The 19444-nt window shown below is 67.3% G+C and carries 20 protein-coding genes and 1 pseudogene; 11 read left to right on the forward strand and 10 right to left on the reverse strand.

Annotated elements, in window-relative coordinates; translation table 11 throughout:
* Nucleotides 1–3: 3 nt before the first annotated feature.
* Together RBB84_RS22915 and RBB84_RS22920 are read left to right on the forward strand one after the other, a co-directional pair.
* The gene (locus RBB84_RS22915) at nt 4–624 is read left to right on the forward strand and encodes a GntR family transcriptional regulator (RefSeq protein WP_231912052.1); all 621 of its coding nucleotides are present in this window, start codon (nt 4–6) and stop codon (nt 622–624) included.
* Nucleotides 625–704: 80 nt separating this feature from the next.
* A complete protein-coding gene (locus tag RBB84_RS22920) occupies nt 705–1562 on the forward strand; it encodes an oxygenase MpaB family protein (RefSeq protein ID WP_064256695.1) in 858 nt (285 codons plus the stop codon).
* A 66-nt stretch (nt 1563–1628) separates the two neighbouring features.
* On the opposite strand, the gene RBB84_RS22925 is transcribed toward RBB84_RS22920, so the two are convergent.
* Genes RBB84_RS22925 through RBB84_RS22935 form a run of 3 tightly spaced genes read right to left on the reverse strand, consistent with a single transcriptional unit; the run spans nt 1629 to nt 4152 of the window.
* Nucleotides 1629–2105, reverse strand: a complete 477-nt coding sequence (locus tag RBB84_RS22925; protein ID WP_064256696.1) for a DUF4334 domain-containing protein — start codon at nt 2103–2105, stop codon at nt 1629–1631.
* Complete coding sequence (locus RBB84_RS22930; protein ID WP_064256697.1) at nt 2102–2878, reverse strand: zinc-binding dehydrogenase; 777 nt, start codon at nt 2876–2878, stop codon at nt 2102–2104. Before RBB84_RS22930 ends, RBB84_RS22925 begins: the two co-directional genes overlap by 4 nt.
* Nucleotides 2875–4152, reverse strand: a complete 1278-nt coding sequence (locus RBB84_RS22935; protein WP_064256698.1) for a TetR/AcrR family transcriptional regulator — start codon at nt 4150–4152, stop codon at nt 2875–2877. Before RBB84_RS22935 ends, RBB84_RS22930 begins: the two co-directional genes overlap by 4 nt.
* Before the next feature lie 254 nt (nt 4153–4406).
* On the opposite strand from RBB84_RS22935, the gene RBB84_RS22940 reads away from it, so the two are divergent.
* The 3 genes from RBB84_RS22940 to fadD5 all read left to right on the forward strand — a co-directional run bounded on the left by RBB84_RS22940 (nt 4407) and on the right by fadD5 (nt 8077).
* On the forward strand, nt 4407–5396 hold the full coding sequence (locus RBB84_RS22940) for a nitronate monooxygenase family protein (protein WP_082921068.1): 990 nt from the start codon (nt 4407–4409) through the stop codon (nt 5394–5396).
* Nucleotides 5393–6172, forward strand: coding sequence for an enoyl-CoA hydratase (locus RBB84_RS22945; protein ID WP_064256699.1), 780 nt, complete (start codon nt 5393–5395; stop codon nt 6170–6172). The genes RBB84_RS22940 and RBB84_RS22945 overlap by 4 nt, the downstream gene beginning before the upstream one ends.
* A gap of 306 nt (nt 6173–6478) precedes the next feature.
* Nucleotides 6479–8077 carry a fatty-acid--CoA ligase FadD5 gene (gene fadD5, locus RBB84_RS22950; protein ID WP_064256700.1) on the forward strand — a complete coding sequence of 533 codons (1599 nt, stop codon included), beginning with the start codon at nt 6479–6481 and terminating at the stop codon, nt 8075–8077.
* 210 nt (nt 8078–8287) lie between these two features.
* On the opposite strand, the gene RBB84_RS22955 is transcribed toward fadD5, so the two are convergent.
* A complete protein-coding gene (locus RBB84_RS22955) occupies nt 8288–9436 on the reverse strand; it encodes a hypothetical protein (protein ID WP_064256701.1) in 1149 nt (382 codons plus the stop codon).
* Entirely contained in the window at nt 9436–10371 is a 936-nt protein-coding gene (locus RBB84_RS22960) for a metal-dependent hydrolase (RefSeq protein WP_064256702.1), read from the reverse strand. Before RBB84_RS22960 ends, RBB84_RS22955 begins: the two co-directional genes overlap by 1 nt.
* 232 nt (nt 10372–10603) lie before the next feature.
* Between RBB84_RS22960 and RBB84_RS22965 the strand changes: the two genes are divergently transcribed.
* From RBB84_RS22965 to RBB84_RS22980, 4 genes and pseudogenes are all read left to right on the forward strand, one after another.
* Nucleotides 10604–11263 (forward strand): TetR/AcrR family transcriptional regulator, encoded by a 660-nt coding sequence (locus RBB84_RS22965; protein WP_024102792.1) that lies wholly within the window; start codon nt 10604–10606, stop codon nt 11261–11263.
* Nucleotides 11260–11730 (forward strand): rhodanese-like domain-containing protein, encoded by a 471-nt coding sequence (locus RBB84_RS22970; protein WP_064256703.1) that lies wholly within the window; start codon nt 11260–11262, stop codon nt 11728–11730. The genes RBB84_RS22965 and RBB84_RS22970 overlap by 4 nt, the downstream gene beginning before the upstream one ends.
* 215 nt (nt 11731–11945) lie before the next feature.
* Nucleotides 11946–12257 (forward strand): annotated as a pseudogene (locus RBB84_RS22975) (alpha/beta fold hydrolase); the annotation flags it as partial.
* A complete protein-coding gene (locus RBB84_RS22980; protein WP_033097918.1) occupies nt 12149–12400 on the forward strand; it encodes a hypothetical protein in 252 nt (83 codons plus the stop codon). The pseudogene RBB84_RS22975 and the gene RBB84_RS22980, both read left to right, overlap by 109 nt.
* 4 nt (nt 12401–12404) lie before the next feature.
* Here the strand turns inward: RBB84_RS22980 and RBB84_RS22985 are convergent, their stop codons facing one another.
* Genes RBB84_RS22985 through RBB84_RS22995 form a run of 3 tightly spaced genes read right to left on the reverse strand, consistent with a single transcriptional unit; the run spans nt 12405 to nt 15293 of the window.
* A complete protein-coding gene (locus tag RBB84_RS22985; protein ID WP_006552453.1) occupies nt 12405–13115 on the reverse strand; it encodes a glutamine amidotransferase in 711 nt (236 codons plus the stop codon).
* Nucleotides 13108–14361 (reverse strand): Mur ligase family protein, encoded by a 1254-nt coding sequence (locus RBB84_RS22990; protein WP_024102795.1) that lies wholly within the window; start codon nt 14359–14361, stop codon nt 13108–13110. Before RBB84_RS22990 ends, RBB84_RS22985 begins: the two co-directional genes overlap by 8 nt.
* Nucleotides 14256–15293, reverse strand: coding sequence for an EamA family transporter (locus RBB84_RS22995; protein ID WP_064256704.1), 1038 nt, complete (start codon nt 15291–15293; stop codon nt 14256–14258). Before RBB84_RS22995 ends, RBB84_RS22990 begins: the two co-directional genes overlap by 106 nt.
* 72 nt (nt 15294–15365) lie before the next feature.
* Between RBB84_RS22995 and RBB84_RS23000 the strand changes: the two genes are divergently transcribed.
* Nucleotides 15366–16262, forward strand: a complete 897-nt coding sequence (locus RBB84_RS23000) for a LysR family transcriptional regulator (RefSeq protein ID WP_064256705.1) — start codon at nt 15366–15368, stop codon at nt 16260–16262.
* A 22-nt stretch (nt 16263–16284) separates the two neighbouring features.
* On the opposite strand, the gene RBB84_RS23005 is transcribed toward RBB84_RS23000, so the two are convergent.
* Both RBB84_RS23005 and leuA read right to left on the reverse strand, forming a co-directional pair.
* Complete coding sequence (locus RBB84_RS23005) at nt 16285–16659, reverse strand: SHOCT domain-containing protein (protein WP_006552449.1); 375 nt, start codon at nt 16657–16659, stop codon at nt 16285–16287.
* Nucleotides 16660–16892: 233 nt separating this feature from the next.
* Nucleotides 16893–18704 (reverse strand): 2-isopropylmalate synthase, encoded by a 1812-nt coding sequence (gene leuA / locus RBB84_RS23010; protein ID WP_064256706.1) that lies wholly within the window; start codon nt 18702–18704, stop codon nt 16893–16895.
* Nucleotides 18705–19169: 465 nt separating this feature from the next.
* Here leuA and RBB84_RS23015 point away from each other — a divergent pair, with 465 nt between their 5' ends.
* Entirely contained in the window at nt 19170–19421 is a 252-nt protein-coding gene (locus tag RBB84_RS23015) for a DUF4185 domain-containing protein (protein WP_064256707.1), read from the forward strand.
* The last annotated feature ends 23 nt before the right edge of the window (nt 19422–19444 follow it).

Below are 19444 nucleotides of genomic sequence, written 5' to 3' on the forward strand. Positions count from 1 at the left end.
ATCATGTCCGGCGTGTTGCGTCCGGGCGACTTCATCCGGCTCGACGAGACCGCCGTCGAACTCGGCGTCAGCGTCACCCCGGTCCGGGAGGCGCTGCTGACGCTGCGCGGGGAGGGGATGGTCGAATCCGCCCCGAACCGCGGCTACCGGGTCTCGCCCCTCACGCGCGGCGACATCGACGACATCTTCTGGCTGCAGGGGCAGATCGCCGTCGAGCTCGCGCTCCGAGCGGTCGACCGTGCTACGCCGGCCGACCTCGAGCGTCTGTCCGAACTCAGCGAGAGGCTGCGCAGGCTCGTCGTTGCCCCGGAGGGAGTGACACCCGACATCGAGCGGATCGCCGACGCGGAGTTCGACTTCCATCGTGAGCTCAACCGCATCGCCGACAGCCCCAAGCTCGCGTGGTTCCTCAACACCGCCGCGCGCACGATTCCGTACCGCCTCTACGCGCGCGACGCCGAGTGGGGAACGCTCGCCATCCGATCGCACACGAAGCTGATCGAGGCGATCGCCGCGCAGGACCACAGCGAGGTGATCGCGCAGACGCTGGTGCAGTTCGAGGACGCGGCCGCGCGTCTGGTCGCCCACCGCGAGCGGGCGGGTGTCGATTCGCCTCCCGGATAGGCACTTGCATATCTGAGTACGGGTGTGCGCAATTTGTATGACAGTGCTGCACCAGTGCTTTCACCATCAGGAGACCTCCGATGACGACCCACGCCGAAGAGCGCGTCCCCACCGTCACCACCGACGAACCGGTGGCGACCCCCGCTCCGCTTCCGGCGGGCTCGGTCGAACTGGCCGACTTCGTCGGAGAGTCGATGCTCCTGTTCGGCGCCGGCGCGACGGTCCTCCTGCAGCTGGCATCGCGCGGTGTCGGGCACGGCGTCGCCGATCACAGCACCACCCTGCAGCGGCCGCTCGACCGGTTGCGCACCACGATGACCTACGTCTACGCGGTCACGCTCGGTACTCCCGAGGAGAAGAAGCAGATCGTCCGGATGGTCAACAAGGCGCACGTCCCGGTGCGCTCGGAGACCTACAACGCCTTCGATCCCGAACTCCAGTTGTGGGTCGCCGCAACGCTGTACCGTAACGGTGTCGACATGTACCGGCGGATGTTCGGGCCTGTCACCGATGCCGACATCGAATGCATCTACCGCCAGTCCGCGGTCTACGGCACGGCCCTGCAGGTCGAGGACGACATGTGGCCGAAGACGCGGGAGGAATTCGACAGGTACTGGGACGAGATGATCGCGACCTTCGAGGTCGACCGGAAGGTGCGTTCGTTCACCCGCGATCTCCTCACCGGCGGTGACGCCCCGCTTCCCGTTCGCGCCCTCGTGCCGCTGCAGCGCTTCATGACGATCGGTCTTCTCCCGCAACGCATGCGCGACGAATTCGCGCTGCCGTGGAGCCCGCGCGACCAGCGGCGCTTCGACCTGTTCTGGAAGGTGGTCCCGCCGATCTACCGCGCGGTGCCCAGGCCGATCCGACAGCTGTCGGCCACCTACTACCTCAACGACATGCGCCGCCGAATGAAGGCGCACGGACACGTCATCTGAGCTCTCCGCCGAGAACGCCGAGTGGCCGGACGCGCGTCCGGCCACTGTGCGTTTCCCGTCCGACGATCACACGGCGGTGTCGCGTTCGAGACCGAACCGGTAGTGCTCGCCGTCGTCGAACACCAGCGAGCCCTTGCCGTTCATCACCCCGACGACGGTGTCGTCGTCGACCTTCTTGAAGTGGTCGAAGACCGGCATGCCGTCGTAGACCATCGTCGCCGTCACCTCACCGCGGAAGACGATCTCCCACAGGCTCGCTTCGCCGCGTCCGGTCTTCGTGTCGGAGAACAACTCGCCGTCCTCGCCGTAGCACACGAGCGGCTGGACCTCGGACACCGACGCGAACGTCTTTCCGTACCACCGCGACCTGCCGAGCAGCGTATGGGTGCGGTGCCCGGTGTCGAAACTGAAACCCTTCCACCGGTATCCGACGAGATCGTCGAGGCGTGCCGGAGCGAGATGCTCCCAGAGGGCATCGAGTTCGCGAGGATCGATCCGGTCGGTGCGGGCGCGCAGTTCCTCGAGTCGCTGGACGACGTTCATGTGTTCCCCCGGATGTCGAAGGTGAGTACGGCTCTGATGATCTCGCCGGAGGCGACAGCGGCGAGAGCGTCGTCGAGTTTCGTGAAATCGAAGGTCTGCACGAGTTCGTCGACGGGAAAGTGCCCGTCGCGCCACAGCGCGGCCAGTTCGGGAAGGAACCGGTGGGGATCGACGTCGCCCTCGATGACTCCGGTCAGGGTGCGACCGGACAACAGATGGGTCTGGTCGATCGAGACGGGATTGCGGCCGGCACGGAGCCCGAGGGTGGCGCAGACACCGGGGCTGGTCAGCGACGACAGTGCCTGCCGGATCACGGATTCGGCGCCCACGGACTCCACCGCATAGTCGGCACCACCGCCGATGAGGTGACGCAGATGGCGTCCGAGGTCGTCGTGATCGTCGGGGGAGAGGACCTCGGTGGCCCCGAGCGATCGCGCGAGCCCGTGCCGTCGTGGATCGGGGGCGACGACGATAATGTTCTCGCACAAGGAAATCCGTGCTGTCATCACCGCGGCCGTGCCGACGGCGCCGAGATCGAAGACGACGATCGTCGAACCCTGTTCCGTGACGACTCCGGCACCCTCGTGTCCCGGTACGACGGGCCTCGGGACGGGAACGCCTCCCGTGGCGGCGGTGAGGTCGGTGTGGCAGATCCCGACCCCGTGGATCTGTACGAGCACTTCGTCGTCGCGTAGTTCGGGCACGGTCACCGTCTCGAGCCGCAGCGGTGCGCCGTACTCGCGGAGTACCGCCGCGGTCGCGGTGCGGGTCATCCCACCGCCTCCTGCGAACCGGTGTCGCCGAGCAGCACCGAGAGCATCAGCTGCTGCACCCTGCGCTGCCGGGAGGGGGTGGGCAGAAAGTGCACGAGGTTGCCGGTGTCGAGCACGAGGTTGAGCGCGGCGTGCACGAGGAAACGGCATTCGACGGCGGGCAGCTCGGGGCGTAGCTCCCCGACCAGACGGGCCCATTCCTCGATGTTGAGCCGCTGGATGTTCCGCAGGTCGCTGCGGTGGTGCGCGGGCAGGTTGCCGACCTCGGCGAAGTACACCGACATCAGTTCGCTGTTCTCGAACGACATCCGGACGTACGCCTCGGTGAGGACGTCGAGGGCCTGCGCGGAGGTCGTCGAGTCGGCGAGTGCCTCGCCGATGAGCATCGCGACGCGATCACCGGCCCGGTGGAAGGCGGCGGCGAGCAGATCGGCCTTGCTCGCGAAGTGACGGTAGACGCCGGACGCATTGATACCTGCCGCAGCACCGATCTCCTCGATGCTCACCTCGTGATAGCCCCGGGCGTCGAAGAGCAGCACGGCCTCGTGCAGGAGGACCTCGCGCTTGTTCGCCACGGACAGCCCGCCCGGCTCGGGAAGCGGTGCGGGTTCGTCGACGTCGGGCACCAGGTCGGTCGCGGCGACCGCTGTGCACGCGTCGAGCAGCAGCTGCTGCAGGCGCCGGTTGGACAGCGGGACGCGGTGGGTGGTGATGGAGCCGATGACGCTGAGCATCGCGCTGCTGAGCAGCACGTAGTCGTCGTCGGTGAGATCGGGCCTCAGCCGCGCGACCGTGCGGGCGAGATGGCGGTTGAGTGCCCGCATCTTCGAGCGGATCTCGCTGTGGTCCTCACCCGTGAGGTAGCGGCGTTCCCAGCGGTACAACCCGCCCGTCCGGCGGTTCTCGATCGTGGTGCGGATGAGTGCGAGGAGTTTGCGTTCGAGCTCCTCGGCGGCGTCGAGTCCGGTGCCGTTCGTTCCGCTCTGCTCGTCGAACTCCGCGAGGGCGGCGCCGAGAGCGTCGGCGAGGGTGACCACGGCGTGGTGGAACAGGGCGTACTTGTTCGGGAAGTGCCGGTACAGGGCGGGACCGGAGATGCCGACGGCAGTGGCGATCTCGTCGATGCTCACGCCGTGGTAGCCGCGTTCGCTGAACGCTTCGGCCGCGACCGTGGCGATCTGTGCCTTACGGTTCTTCGGCCGGCGCCGCACGGTAGGGGTCGGGGTGCCGGTCTTCGCGGCTGTGCGTGCCCCGACCTGCGCTTGTTCGGGCACCCTGCCTCCTCGTCGTGGATCCTGTTTCCGGCCGCGATGTCGCGGTGAATGTTCGTCGTCCTCAAAGGTAACAGTCGAACCCCCTGCGGAGAAACACTACTTTTGGGTAAGAATTGCCAAAACTGCAGGGCAGAACGTATTGACAAACCAGCACCCAGACCGCAAAGTTAGCACCAATTCTTCAGCTGCGTCACCGCTGGGCGCATACGGAACCGTCACGACAGCGGCACTTTTCGAAGGACCGAGGAGGACTCGTGAGAACCCGATTCACCGAAATTTTCGGGGTGGAGCATCCCATCGTCCAGGGAGGCATGATGTGGGTCGGCCGCGCCGAACTCGTGGCCGCCGTGGCGGAGGCGGGGGCGCTCGGCTTCATCACCGCACTGACCCAGCCCACCCCGGAGGATCTCGTCCGCGAGATCGAACGGACGCGCGAACTCACCGACAAGCCGTTCGGCGTCAACCTCACGATCCTGCCGTCGATCAATCCGCCGCCGTACGCCGAGTACCGCCAGGCGATCATCGACTCGGGCGTGAAGATCGTCGAGACCGCCGGCTTCAACCCGGCCGACCACCTGCCGCACTTCAAGGACGCCGGCATCAAGGTGATCCACAAGTGCACGAGCGTGCGGCACGCGGTCAAGGCCGAGCGCATCGGCGTGGACGCCGTGAGCATCGACGGCTTCGAGTGCGCCGGGCACCCGGGTGAGGACGACGTCCCGGGCCTGATCCTCATCCCCGCCGCGACGAGCAAGCTCGGCATCCCCGTCATCGCGTCGGGCGGCATCGCCGATTCCCGCGGGCTCGTGGCGGCGCTGGCGCTCGGCGCCGACGGTGTCAACATGGGCACCCGCTTCATGTGCACGGTCGAATCGCCCGTGGCCCACGAAGTCAAGGAGCAGATCGTCCGCAACACCGAACTCGACACGAAGCTCATCTTCCGCACGCTGCGCAACACCGCTCGTGTCGCCACCAACGCGGTGAGCGAAGAGGTTGTCGAGATCGAATCGCGCGGAGCCGAATTCGGCGACATCGCCCACCTGGTCGCCGGCGCCCGAGGCCGCAAGGTCTTCGAGGACGGCGAACTCGACGCCGGCATCTGGACGGCCGGGCAGAGTCAGGGGCTCATCCACGACATCCCCACCGTCGGAGAACTGGTCGACCGCATGGTCGCCGAGGCGGAGGCCATCATCACGGGTCGCCTGAACGACATCGCCGGTGCAGATCGGGCGGTGCGCGCATGACCTCGACCACCACCGAGAGTCTGCGGTCCGAACTCGCCGACGGCATCCTGCGACTGACCATCACGCGTCCGCGCCGGATGAACGCGATCGACCTGACCACGATGAAGACGCTGAGCGACGCGGTGAAGGCGGCCGGCGACGACGAACGCGTCCGTACGATCGTCGTCACCGGTGAGGGATCGGCGTTCTGCACGGGTGCGGATCTGGCTGCGGGAGCAGCTGATCCGCAGGACCCCGGTGTCGTCATGGACACCGCCAACGAACTGGTCCGGACGATCGCATCCGTCCCGGTGCCCGTCATCGCGGCAGTCAACGGTCCCGCGGCGGGCGTCGGTGTCTCGATCGCCCTCGCGGCCGATCTCACCTACGCGGCCGAGAGCGCGTACTTCCTGCTCGCCTTCGTCAACATCGGACTGATGCCCGACGGCGGCGCGAGCCTGCTGGTTCCCGCCGCGATCGGGCGGGCCCGGGCCGCCGAGATGGCACTGCTCGGCGAACGGGTGTCCGCGCAGGACGCCGACCGGTTCGGGTTGGTCGCCCGCACCCTGCCCGACACCGAACTCACCGCGCACGTCGACGCCGTCGCCTCGCGGACCGCATCCGGTCCGCGACGTGCCCTGGAACTGACGAAGCGTGCCCTCAACGCCTCGACGCTCGGCGAACTCGACGCGGCGCTCGCGCGGGAGAAGGACGGTCAGGTCGAGCTCCTCGGCTCAGCCGACTTCGCGGAGGGTGCCATGGCGATGCTGGACAAGCGTCCCGCTCGCTTCGCCTGACGGGACGATCCTTCCCGACATGGTTCTCGGAGGATCGACAAGGAACTTTCCGAACGGGAGCAGGGACCGACGTGCTCGTCGAACACCCGCTCCCGTCCGGTGAAACCAACGCTCGACCAGTGTTTTCTGCCTCTTTCACCCGTTCTCGCTCGGCGACGACGCCTGGAGCGAGGCGGTCCGCATTCGTGGAATCTCCGTTAACAAAAGCTCTGGCCCAAACCGTTCCGGGTCTGTAATGTGCCTCACGCATCGACGGCTCGGAACAGGCCGTGCCCGCACTCCCGCCACGTCACGAGAGGATCATCGATGGTTCCCCCCTCTGTCGTTTCCGAAGCGGTCGGCTCCGACGCCACCCGCTTCCGTAGCAACAACTGGAACAATCAGGTGGCGCGCCACGCCCTGATGATTCCCCATCGCACGGCCTTCCGATTCCGCGGCGAGACCATCACCTGGTCGCAGCTGGACACGCGTGTCGAGAAGCTCGCCGATGCACTCTCGCGTCGCGGCATCGGCTTCGGCGACCGCATCATCATCCTCATGCTCAACCGTCCGGAGTACGTCGAGATCGTGCTCGCGGCCAACGCCCTCGGTGCCATCGCCGTGCCGGTGAACTTCCGCCTCACCGCACCCGAGGTCGCCTTCCTCGTGGGCGATTCCGGCGCCACGGCGATCGTCGCGGAGGGGCCGCTCGTCCCGCTCGCCGCCGCCGCGCGTGGCCAGGCGGAGGGCATCGAACTGTCCATCACGGTCGGAGTCGAGCCGGAAGGCGACTCGCTCTCCTACGAGGCACTCGTCGCCGAAGAGGGCGAACCCCACCCGCCGGTGGAGATCCCGAACGACACGCCCGCGCTCATCATGTACACCTCGGGCACGACGGGCCGGCCCAAGGGCGCCGTGCTCACCCATTCCAATCTCGAAGCGCAGTCGCTCACCTGCATCCGGGCCTTCCGTCTGTTCGACGAATCGGGCATCGGTTTCTGCGCGTCGCCGATGTTCCACATCGCGGCCCTCGGCTCGATCGCGCCGAGCCTGATGCTCGGCACGCCCACCGTTATCCACCCGGTCGGCGCCTTCGACCCGGAGGAACTGCTCGACGTGCTCGAGGCCGAGAACGTCACCAGCCTGTTTCTCGTGCCGGTGCAGTGGCAGGCGATGTGCGCCGCGCAGCAGGCCGAGCCGCGGAAGTTGAAGCTGCGCAACATCTCCTGGGGTGCGGCGCCGAGCTCCGACACGATCCTGCGGGCCATGGCGGAGACCTTCCCCGATGCCTTCAACGTGGCGGTCTTCGGCCAGACCGAGATGTCGCCCATCACCTGCGTGCTCGACGGCGACGACGCCATTCGCAAACTCGGCTCCGTGGGCCGGGTCATCCCCACAATCCAGGCGCGTGTGGTCGACGACGAGATGAACGACGTCGCTCCCGGTGAGGTCGGCGAGATCGTCTACCGCGGTCCCACCATGATGCGCGAGTACTGGAACAACCCCACCGCTACCAGCGAGGCATTCTACGGCGGATGGTTCCATTCCGGCGACCTCGTGCGCGTCGACGAGGAGGGCTTCGTCTACGTCGTCGACCGCAAGAAGGACATGATCATCTCGGGTGGCGAGAACATCTACTGCGCCGAGGTGGAGAACGTCCTGTTCGGGCACCCCAAGGTGCTCGAGGCCGCGGTCATCGGTCGCCCCGACGCGAAGTGGGGCGAGGTGCCCGTCGCCGTCGTCGCGCTGAAGCCCGGCAGCGACGACCTCACCCTCGACGAGCTCCAGCCGTACCTGGACGAGCACCTCGCACGGTACAAGCACCCCAAGGAGGTCGTGATCGTCGACGCCCTGCCGCGCAACGCGAGCGGCAAGGTCGTCAAGGGTGAGCTCCGCGGCGGTCTCCCCGCCGTCGCCCAGGGCTGATCCCCGGCTCACTCCTCGTACGAACGAACGGGGACCGGACCACTGCGGTCCGTGTCCTCGTTCGTCGTCGTGCCGGAGGGACGCACCGACGCGACCCGCTTCGTCATCACGTTGAAGAGGGTCGACGACCGGTGGTTGCTCGACGGAGCCGACGCGCGGTAGCGCGGGCCGGCTTCCGTCGTAGCGGAACGTCGGGCACCACCGAATTCGTCAGGCCTCGGTGAGCGTCTTCGACGCGGTGTCGTCCGGGCTCGTATCGGCCCTGCGCGGGACGGTGAAGGTCGCAGCGACACAGGCGATTGCGACCGCGAAGCATGCGACTGTGTACCACAGGCTACCGATCGGGTCGCCTGCCTCGGTGACCCCGTCGACGGCGGAGAACCAGTCGGGCAGAGCACCGATCCACAGCACGGTCATCACGACGAGATAGGCGACGGCGTACCAGCGGACGAGGTCGTTCGAATAGGGCCGATCCGTGGGTGTACTCCGCAGCCGGGACCACTGGCGTGAGAGCACGTAGATCGCCACGATCGACAGGGTCACGAGTTCGGCCGCGTAGATCGTTGCCCGAACCGTCGTGCTGCCCATGCCGATGACGGTCGCCGGCGCAGGGAGGATCACCACACCCACGGACGCGAGAAGCCCGACGGTGATCGTGCGCCAGGTCAGTTCGAGCCCGCCGAAGGTGCGACCGGCGTCGATGTGCCGGCCGACGAAGAACTGCGCGCAGAATGCGAGCGACATCGGCCACAGGGCAGCGAAGACCACGACGCTCGGGAGCGGAACGGAGTCGAAGAAGGGCTGGTTGATCGGGTTGTCGAGCGACCACTCCCACCACCGCAGCTGCGGTCCGAGGTGATCGAAGATCTCGTAGAAGGCGTGGTGGACGAAGCCCACGCAGACGGCGCCGACGACGGTGCCGTACTGCCGGAACACCCCGAGCATCCGAACGATGTCGAACGCGATCGTCGCCATCATCGGGTAGATCGCGATGATGTACAGCGGCAGGCGTCCCCACATGAACTCGACGGTGAACACGTTGTGCGCGAACATCGTGTCGAGGTAGTCCTCCACGCCGAAGGCGTCGGGGAAGTACAGCAGCGGTTCGATGATGAACAGGAACGCGAGGGTGCCGAGCCAGACGACGAGGTTCGTGGCGTCACCGGTGCGCCGCAACCGGACGATCGCGTACACGAGCATCAGCACCGCCCCGAGCACGATGGTCGCCTCGAGGACGGGCAGCGTCCAGTTCTCCAGCGCGAACGGACTGCGCAGTTCGAAGATCCCCCCGGCTTCGTCGCACGAGAATCCGAGGCGGGTCGAGAGGTCCTCGAAGGTGGGCGAGCACAGGTCCGACATCAGTTGTTCCTCCCGCCCACGGTTTCCGCCGTGTACCAGTGCGAGACGTCGTAGCCTTCGTCGAATCGACGGAACCACACGTCGGCGAGGGCCGGCAGCTTCTCGTGGTCGGGATTGTGCTTGGGCATCTGGCTGCGGATGATGCCCACCAGCGCGACGAGCTGTTCGCCGAGCGGCAGGACGTCGAAGGCGCGCGGCATCGGGCCGTGATCCTGGTACTGCAGGAACGGCAACCGGCGCCGCAGGTTCTGCTTACGGCGGTGCGACGCGAACATCGACATCGCGTCGATCTTCCGTTCCTCCAGCGGCACATGCTTGTTGAAGCCCTCGCACGCGATGGCGATGACGTCGAGCACGTGCTTGAACACCGAGGGGGCCTGCCGCATGCGGTACAGATCGCTGCCGACCACCGCGTCGAAGATGATGAGCGCCGAACTGCGGTGTTCGACCTCCTCGACGAAATGCCAGATGAACAACGACGCGACCCGGTCGTCGCCGGGACGGAAGAGCGCCGCGTCGTTGTCGAGCATGAGCTTGAAGACCGGAGTGAAGGTCGCCTCGAGGTCCGCGGTGTACGCGAGTCGGTATTCGGCGGAGGTCTCGGCGGTGAGCTTGTCGAAGGCGCCGATGACGTCGTCGAGCGTCTCCTGTAGTCCCGGATAGCTCTTGATCAGACCCTTCACGTGTTGCCGGTGGGCGGTGGAGTGCTGCCCCTCCTGGTACATGAAGGCGTTGGCCTCTTCGAGGACCTCGGGATCGGTGATGCGCGGGGTGATCTCGCGGATCATGTTCACGATCATCTTCTCGAAACCGATCGCGAGGAACGAGACGGCGTTGGCCATGCTCGAGAAGGCCGGGTTCTCCTCGTTCCACAGGAACGGCACGTCGTAATCCGCGAATGCGAAGCGCATCTTGCGGACCTGCAGGTTCGTCATGGGGCGGTACCTCGTCTCGTCGACACCGGGCTGGTTGTGGACCTGGTTGGGACACGGTCGGGAGGACCTCGGAAGAGCCGGGAGGCCCCGATCGGCGTGACCATACACGAAATGCGTCATGTGTATGATAGGAGTCCCATCCACTCACGGGAGCCCGTTTCGGACCACATCCACCGAGGTCGGCCGTGTTACCGTCGGGCCTTCTCCAGGCGACGGTTCGAGGAAGCGCGAAGTGGCACGTAGACGTGGGTGGGGCGGGAGTCCTCCCGCCAGCGACGAAGAGGCGTCGCAGCGGATCGTTGCCGCTGCCGTCGACCTGATCGACCGGACCGGCGCGGAGATCAGCATCGCCGACGTCGCCCAGTCCCTCGGCGTGATCCGCCAGACGGTCTACCGCTACTTCCCGAGCGCCGACGCCCTCATGCGCGCGGCCGCCATCGCATCGGTCGAAGGGTTCCTGGAACGACTGACCCGGCAGGTCGCGGGCCTCGACGATCCGGTCGAGGCCATGACCGAAGGCGTGGTCTACACGCTCGCGGAGGTGCGTCGCACCCCGCACCTCGGCATCCTGCTGTCGAGCACCTACTCGAACCCGCATCCCGAGGAGATCGCCTCGGAGGAGGCGTGGATGTTCGGCATGGCGATGATCAAGCGTTTCGACGTCGACTGGGAGAAACACGGCTACGACGACGACTCCCTCGCAGAGTTGGTCGAATACGTGCTGCGCACGATGCAGTCGTTCTTCGTCTCACCGGGAACGCCGCCACGCTCCGACGACGATCTGCGCCGCTACCTGCGGCGATGGATGGGGACGGCGATCCTCGCCCAGCGCGGGTGGGATCCCGACAACCCCGCGGAGGGTGACCGCTCTCCCGTAGAGTCCGGTTCGTGACGAGCGACGAGCAGCAGATCAGGCGTGCCGATCGCACACGCGACGGCGACCCGCAGAACATTCCCCGCCCGGCGGAGGGTGAAGCCGACCGCATGGTGGTGGAGACGACCTGGGGTGAGGTGCAGCCACTGCAGGTGGCCGCGGGCGTGGCGACCGTCGGTGAACTCGAGGTGATCGAACTGCTCGACCGGGGCGCTGCGCTCGTGGACACGCGGGTGCCCGATTCCCGGAGCGGCGTGAGCCTCCCCGGTGCCATGAACATCCCGCACGACGACATCGTCGAGAGGAAGGGCGAGCTCGACACCGCCCGGACAACGATCGTCTTCTGCAACGGTCCCCAGTGCCCTCAGTCGCCCGATGCGATCCGGAAGCTGATCGATGCCGGATATCCCGCGTCCGCGCTCGCCTACTACCGCGGGGGCCTGCACGACTGGGCGACTCTGGGATTCCCCCTCGCCTCGGTCTGAACCGGGTCGCGGAAAAGACTTGCGTTCGCACTGTGACGTAGCTAACATCGAAGGTGCGAATCGAGCTTATAAGACGTCCGCGGACGACAGAGAGAAGCTCGTGAAGCAGAGATCCGGCCCGGAGAACGCGTAAAGCGAATCACCGGGCCGAACCCCTGTTCAGGGGAGGTTTCGCGGCCGATCGCCGCGACTGCAGCAGGGGTTGCACAGGGCGTCTGGGAGGCGGTCGCGCCCCACTTGCACGCCGCGGGGTTCGCACCTTCGCCCCGGATCAGCGCGGCTACTCGCCCGGCGCCCCACCACCCCGCCGCCGTGACTACGGCCTCGACCTGCTCGTCGGCGACGTCGCGGCGCTCATCGAGTCGGTACCCGGTGGTCGCGCGCACGTTGTCGGCCACGACTGGGGAGCCGCCGTCGCGTGGGTGCTCGCGGCGCATCGTCCCGATCTCGTCCGCACCGTGACGGCGGTGTCCGTTCCGCATCCGACGGCGTTCATGCGCTCGTTCTTCACCAGCGGGCGATCGGATCCGCCGGGGTCGACGCGACGGCCCACTACGTCAGTGGGCCGTACCGACGGGAAACGCTCGTCGGTACGAGCCACTGGATTCCCGACGAGGAGCCGGAGAAGCTCGCGCGGCTGGTCCTCGAACACATCGCCGCGCACGGTTGATCACTCAGGCGCGCAACCGTTCCTGCCGCAGCAGATCGACCTCGGGCAGATCCAGCGGCGGCAGCGAGTCGACTCCCAGAGCGCGCATCAGGAGATGATCGGCGAGCTCGGGATTGCGGGCGAGCACGGGACCGTGCAGATAGGTGCCGATCACCGAACCCTGCACGGCACCTTCGAGTCCGTCGCCCACGCCGTTGCCGACACCGCGGTCGACGCGGCCGAGTCCGGTGGCATCGGACCCGAGAGTCGTTCCGCCGCGGTGGTTCTCGAATCCCGTCAGCGGCTGGGTGAGGCCGGAGAGGGTGGGGCGGATGACGATCTCGCCGATCGCGCGGGTCTGCTGCGGCGAGGTGGTCGCGTCGAGGATGCCGACACCGTCGACGCGTTCGCCCGAGGACGTCTCGTACCAGTGGCCGAGCACCTGGATCGCGGCACAGATGGCCAGCACGGGCGCTCCGCGTTCGGCGGCGCGCTGCAGACCCGGATAACGCTGCAGGTGCCGCGTGGCCAGTCGCTGCGCGGCGTCCTCGGCACCACCGAGGGTGTAGAGATCGAGGGACTCGGGGACGGGATCGTTCAGTCCGATCTCGACGATCTCGGCGTCGTGACCGCGCATCCGCAGGCGCTGGCGCAGCACCAGGGCGTTGCCTCCGTCGCCGTAGGTGCCCATCACGTCGGGCAGGACGAGTCCGATGCGGACGGTCGACTCAGACATGGGCAGCTCTCCTGGCGATGGCGGTGTTGAGATCGCGGAACGCGGTGTAGTTGGCGAGCACCTCCACGCGGCCGGGAGGGCACGAGGCGATGGCCTTCAGCGGATCCGGCACCAGCGTGTGCTCGACACCCGCGTAGGTCAGGCGGACGGCGAGATCGGTGCCGCGTTCTCCGGCTGCCACCACCTGCACGCCTTCGAAGTGTTCGAAGCGGACGTCCCACAGCCACGACAGGTCTTCACCGTCGGGCACCTGACCGTTGACGGCGATCACCAGGCCGTCGACGGTCGGGTCGATCATCGACAGGGCCTCCTGCCAGCCGGCGGGGTTCTTAGCGAGCAGCATGTGCACCGAATGCGGTCCGACCTGCACCGTCTTGTAGCGACCGGCGACCTCTTCGACGACCGAGGCGGCAGCGACGGCCTTCGCCGGATCGGCACCGAGGGCGACGGCGGCCGCGACCGCCTGGGCGGCGTTGCCCCGGTTGGCGCGACCGGGGAGGGTCAGCTTCAGCGGGAGGACGAGGCCGTCCGGTCCGTACAGGTTCTCGTCGTCGACCCACCAGTCCGGTGTCGGCCGGGCGAAGTCGGAGCCGGTGCTGTACCAGTGGTCGCCTTCGCGGGCGATCGGCTCGCCCGTGCGCGGGCAGCTCACCGAGTCGTTGGCCCAGCCGGCGCCGGCGGCGACCCACACGACGTTCGGGTTGTCGTAGGCGGCGGACGTGACGAGCACGTCGTCGCAGTTCGCGACGATCACGGCGTCGGGATGCCGCTTCAGGCCCTCACGCAGCTTCCGCTCGATCATGTTGATCTCGCCGACCCGGTCGAGCTGGTCGCGGGTGAGGTTGAGCAGCACGATCGCGCGGGGCTCGAGGGCGTCGGCGACGTGCGGGGTGTGGAGTTCGTCGACCTCGATCGCGGCGAGCGGCGCCCGGAGATCGGTGGCGAGCGCGGCGACGATCCCGGCGTCCATGTTCGCGCCGTCCGCCTGGGTGACGACCGAATCGATCGTCTCGAGCGCGGCGGCCGTCATACGGGTCGTTGTGGACTTGCCGTTCGTCCCGGTGACGAGCACGGTCTGCCGGCCGTGGCCGAGCTGCTTCATCAGTGCCGGGTCGATCTTCAGGGCGACGAGCCCTCCGATCATCGAGCCCTTACCGCGTCCGGCCTTCTGGGACGCCCACGCGGCGGCTCGGGCTGCGCGCAATGCGAGCCGTCCACGTGCGGTGATTCCTGTGCTGGTTCCCACGTCGGCGAGTGTTCCACAGGCGCGGGAGCGTTGTGTCGCCGGAGGAGCGTCCTGCTCGTCACACTGCGGTGTCCGCCCTGGGCGGCGAGGGCTCCGACGATGACGATCACACCGCCGATCAGGGAGGACGGTGCCGGTCGCTCGCCGAGCGTGATCCACGCGACGGTGAACCCGACGACCGGCACCATGAGGGAGAGCGGCGCGACGGCCCCGGCGGGATAGCGCGACAGCAGCGAGGCGTAGATGCCGGTGCCGGCGATCGTGCCCGCCAGGACGACGTAGGTGAGTCCGGCCAGCGCCAGGCCCCCGTCCACGGTGGTGACGACGGTATCGAGGGTCGACCACGCCTGCGGGCCCTCGACGAACCAGGAGATTCCGAAGAAGGGGAGCACGGGCACGACGCACATCCACAGCATCAGGCGCATGGGGTCGGCAGCGCCCGCCTTGCGGGTCGCGATGTTGCCGACCGCCCACGACAGACCGGCGAGCACGGCGAGGGTCATGGGGATCAGGCTCGCGTCCGCGGCGCCCTGCCCTACGGCGACGATCACCATGCCGGACACGGCGACGACGAGACCGGCGAGGCGGACGCCGTCGAGCCGTTCGCGCAGGAACAATACGGCGAGCAGGACCGTGAAGGGCGCGGACGACTGCAGTACGAGCGACGCGAGGCCCGTGGGTAGACCGGCCTCCATCGCCCAGAACAGGAAGGCGAACTGGGCGAAGCCGAACCCGGCGCCGTAGAGCAGGAGCCAGCGCAGGGGAACGGTGGGTCGCGGGACGAACAGCAGGACCGGGACGGCGATGATCGCGAAGCGCAGTCCGGCGAAGAAGAACGGCGGGAAGTGGTCGAGGCCCAGTCTGATCGCGAGGAAGTTGCATCCCCAGAGCACCACGACGGTGAACGCGAGCAGACGGTCCCGGAACGACATGCCGTCAATTCTTTGCGCAGGAAACAATCAGTACAAGCGAATGTTTCTGAAGAAAGCGTGTAGTTTTACTACATGGACGTCGTGCGATTGCGGATACTGCGCGAACTCGCCGACCGCGGAACCGTGGCTGCGACAGCCGCAGCGTTGTCGATGACACCGTCAGCCGTCTCGCAGCAGCTCAAGGTGCTCGCCCGGGAGGCGGGAGTGCCTCTACTCGAACCCGACGGCCGACGCCTGCGGTTCACCGACGCGGGTCGTGCGCTCGTGGTGCGCGCCGACGAGGTGCTCGACGCCCTCGACCGGGCCACCGACGAGATGACCGCCTATGCGCGGTCGCCCCGCGGACGGGTGCGCGTGGCGTCGTTCCCCTCCGGGGCAGCACTCCTGCTGCCGGCCGTGCTCGAGGCGGCCGGGGCGATCGGCGTCGAGTTGGACGTGAGCGACGAGGACGTCCCGGCCTCGGCCGCGCCCGCACTGCTCGCCGACTACGACGTGGTGCTCACCCACCGCGACGAGCGTTCGGCTCCGCTGTCCGGGCCGCGTGTCCACGTCGAGACGCTCATGCGCGAACCGATCGATGTCGTCCTCCCTCCCGGGCACCGGCTCGCGGCGCAGGACCGCGTGCAGGTCGACGAACTGGTGGGGGAGCGCTGGATCAGCGTGCGGGGTGGATTCCCCGTCGACGACGTGTTGCTCTCCGTCGCGGCGGTGACGGGCATCCGTGCTCGGGTTGTGCACCGCATCAACGACTTCCGTGTCATCGAGGAACTCGTCGCGGCGGGGCACGGGGTGGCCCTGCTGCCGCGGTACTCGGTTCTGCATCCCGCCTTGGTGCGCCTGCCGCTGGCCGGTGTACGTGCGGCGCGGATCTACGAGCTCGTCACCCGCCCGGGAGCGGCGCGACGGCCAGCCGTGGGTGCCGTGCTCGACAGCTTCCGGACCGCAGCGGCACGGAAGCTGTCGATGTGAACGAACGGGTGGTCGCGTGGGATCAGGCGAGTGCCTTGGCCTTCAGTGCGTCGAACTCGGCCTGGTCGATGACACCCTCGTCGAGCAGCTTCTTCGCGTCGGCTATGTGTTCGGCGGGCGACTTGCCGGCGACCGAGCGGATGTAGTCGTCCTGCACGGCCTTGTACTGCGCGGCCTCCTTCGCGGAGCGCTCTGCCATTCCGGTGCCGTGGACGATCAGATAGATCAGGCCCGTGAGCCACGGGAAGACGAACAGGAAGACGATCCAGATCGCCTTGACCCAGCCGGACTGTTCGCGGTTGCGGAACAGATCCCCGATGATCATCCACAGCATGATGAGGTACGCGATGAATGCGAAGCAGACGATGATGTACCAGATGATGTCCATGAACTCCATACGCACACTCCGGGTTCGAGCAGAACGACTCTGCGGGACGGAAATTGCGGAATTCGACGGATATCACCCGTGAACGGGTTCGTTCTCGTCGAACATTCGGAACTGTATCTTTCCGGAGAGTGCGGTAATTGCCCGAAACGGTATCTGCGAGATGAATTGTCGGGGTGAAAATCCCCGAAAACGACGAATGCGGTGGACCCTCATGGGTCCACCGCATTCGGTTCGGAGACGGATCAGCGGTGCGAGCGGTTCACCGCGGAGACCATCGCGCGCAGCGACGCCGTGGTGATCGACGGGGCGATGCCCACGCCCCACACCAGGACGGTCGTGCCGTCGGGACGCGTGACGTCGGCCTCGACGTAGGCCGCGGCGTTGGCGTCGTCGCCGGCGGACATGGCGTGCTCGGCGTAACCGCGAACGGCCACCTGGTAACCCAGCGACTCGAGGGCGTCGACGAAGGCCGCCAGCGGGCCGTTGCCGCTGCCGGAGATCTCCTTCTCCACGCCGTCGACCTTCAGCACGGCGGCGATGCTGTCCTCACCGTCGTCGGTCTCGGCCGCGGTGACCTTCTGCCGGATACGCTCGAGCGGCGAGACCGGGGCCAGGTACTCCTCGTGGAAGATGTCCCACATCTCCTTGGGGCTGACCTCGCCACCATCACCGTCGGTGACCTTCTGCACGGCCTGCGAGAACTCGATCTGCAGGCGACGCGGCAGGTTCAGTCCGTGGTCGTGCTTCATGATGTACGCGATGCCGCCCTTGCCGGACTGCGAGTTCACGCGGATCACGGCCTCGTAGGTGCGGCCGACGTCCTTCGGGTCGATCGGCAGGTAGGGCACGGCCCAGGTGTGGTCGTCGACGTCGACACCGGCGGCTTCGGCGTCGACCTTCATCGCGTCGATGCCCTTGTTGATCGCGTCCTGGTGGCTGCCGGAGAAGGCGGTGTAGACCAGGTCGCCACCGTAGGGGTGGCGCTCGTGGACGGGCAGCTGGTTGCAGTACTCGACCGTGCGGCGGATCTCGTCGATGTTCGAGAAGTCGATCTGCGGGTCGACGCCACGGCTGAACATATTCATGCCCAGGGTCACCAGGCAGACGTTGCCGGTGCGCTCACCGTTGCCGAAGAGGCAGCCCTCGATGCGGTCGGCACCGGCCTGGTAGCCCAGCTCGGCCGCGGCGACACCCGTGCCGCGGTCGTTGTGCGGGTGCAGCGACAGGATGATCGAGTCGCGCTTCGCCAGGTTGCGGTGCATCCACTCGATCGAGTCGGCGTAGACGTTGGGGGTGGCCATCTCGACGGTGGCAGGCAGGTTGATGATCACCGGGTTCTCGGGGGTCGCGCCCAAGGTCTCGACGACCGCGTCGCAGACATCCTTGGCGTACGACAGCTCGGTTCCGGTGTACGACTCGGGGGAGTACTCCCAGCGCCAGTTGGTGTCGGGGTGGTTCTTCGCCTCTTCGAGCACCAACTCCGCGGCGTCGGTCGCGATCTTCTCGACGGTCTCCTTGTCGGCGCGGAACACCACGCGACGCTGCAGGATCGACGTGGAGTTGTAGAAGTGCACGATCACGTTCTGCGCCCCGGCGCACGCCTCGAAGGTGCGCTTGATCAGTTCGGGGCGGGACTGCGTCAGCACCTGGATGGTGACATCGTCGGGAATCGCGCCGTCCTCGATGATCTCGCGGACGAAATCGAAATCGGTCTGGCTCGCGGACGGGAAACCGACCTCGATCTCCTTGTAGCCCATGCGTACGAGCAGATCGAACATGCGCCGCTTACGGGCGGGGCTCATCGGGTCGATCAGCGCCTGGTTGCCGTCGCGCAGGTCCACGGCGCACCACGCCGGGGCGCGATCGATGATCTTGTCGGGCCAGGTGCGGTCGGGCAGCGCGATCGACTCGACTTCCTCGGCGAACGGCCGGTACCGGTAGGTCGGCATCGACGAGTTCTTCTGCTCGTTCCACGACGGCTGGTCGGCCGGGGCCGGCTTGCTCGGCGGCGTGATGGTGCGCGAGCCGGAGGTGAAAGCGTCGGCGGGTGACATGACGTAACTCCAAAGAGAAAAGGGGACCTGTGGGCCCAGATCGAATATCGACCGGCGCGTCGAAACCCCGCGACGGGAAGCCGGTCTGGTCAGATCCCGCCGCGGCGGCCGAGGAGAAGCACGCGCTGCATGCCCAGCAGTGTATCGCGCCATACCCCACCTCGACCAAGTGGCACCTCCCACACGCATGCGTCCCGTGTGACCGGGCGGCGGTGATGTCGTGACCCGATCGATACGAACGTGCCTGACAGCGGTACTTGCACTGCTCGCACTCGGACTCATAGCGGTCTCCGCCCCCGCGGCGCACGCCCAACCCTGCGACTCGGGAACTCCCCGGCTCGGGTTCGGGCTCCGGATCCTTCGGCACGGGATCACCGGCACGGGATCATCAGGACCGCGGCTCGGGGCACTCCCGCGAACGGTGCAGCAGCTGCCACACCGGACGTGCCACCCGCCGTCGGGGAGATGTCGGTGCAGTTCCTGGGCGGTGAGTTCGTCATGCTCTACGGCAACGAGGCGAACGGCACGATCGAGATGAGAACGTCCGCGAGACCCGAGGGGCCGTGGAGCGAGGCCCGCGTGCTGGTCCTCCACCGCGAGATCGGTGGTCTCTACGCTCCGTTCATCCACCCGTGGTCCACGGATACGGATCTCTACTTCACCGTCTCGCGGTGGGGCGACTACAACGTCATCCTGTTGCGCACGACACTTTCCTGAGACGCCCCGGGTCGATGGAAGCC

Source organism: Rhodococcus sp. D-6, from assembly GCF_040256695.1.
Taxonomy (GTDB): domain Bacteria; phylum Actinomycetota; class Actinomycetes; order Mycobacteriales; family Mycobacteriaceae; genus Rhodococcus; species Rhodococcus pyridinivorans.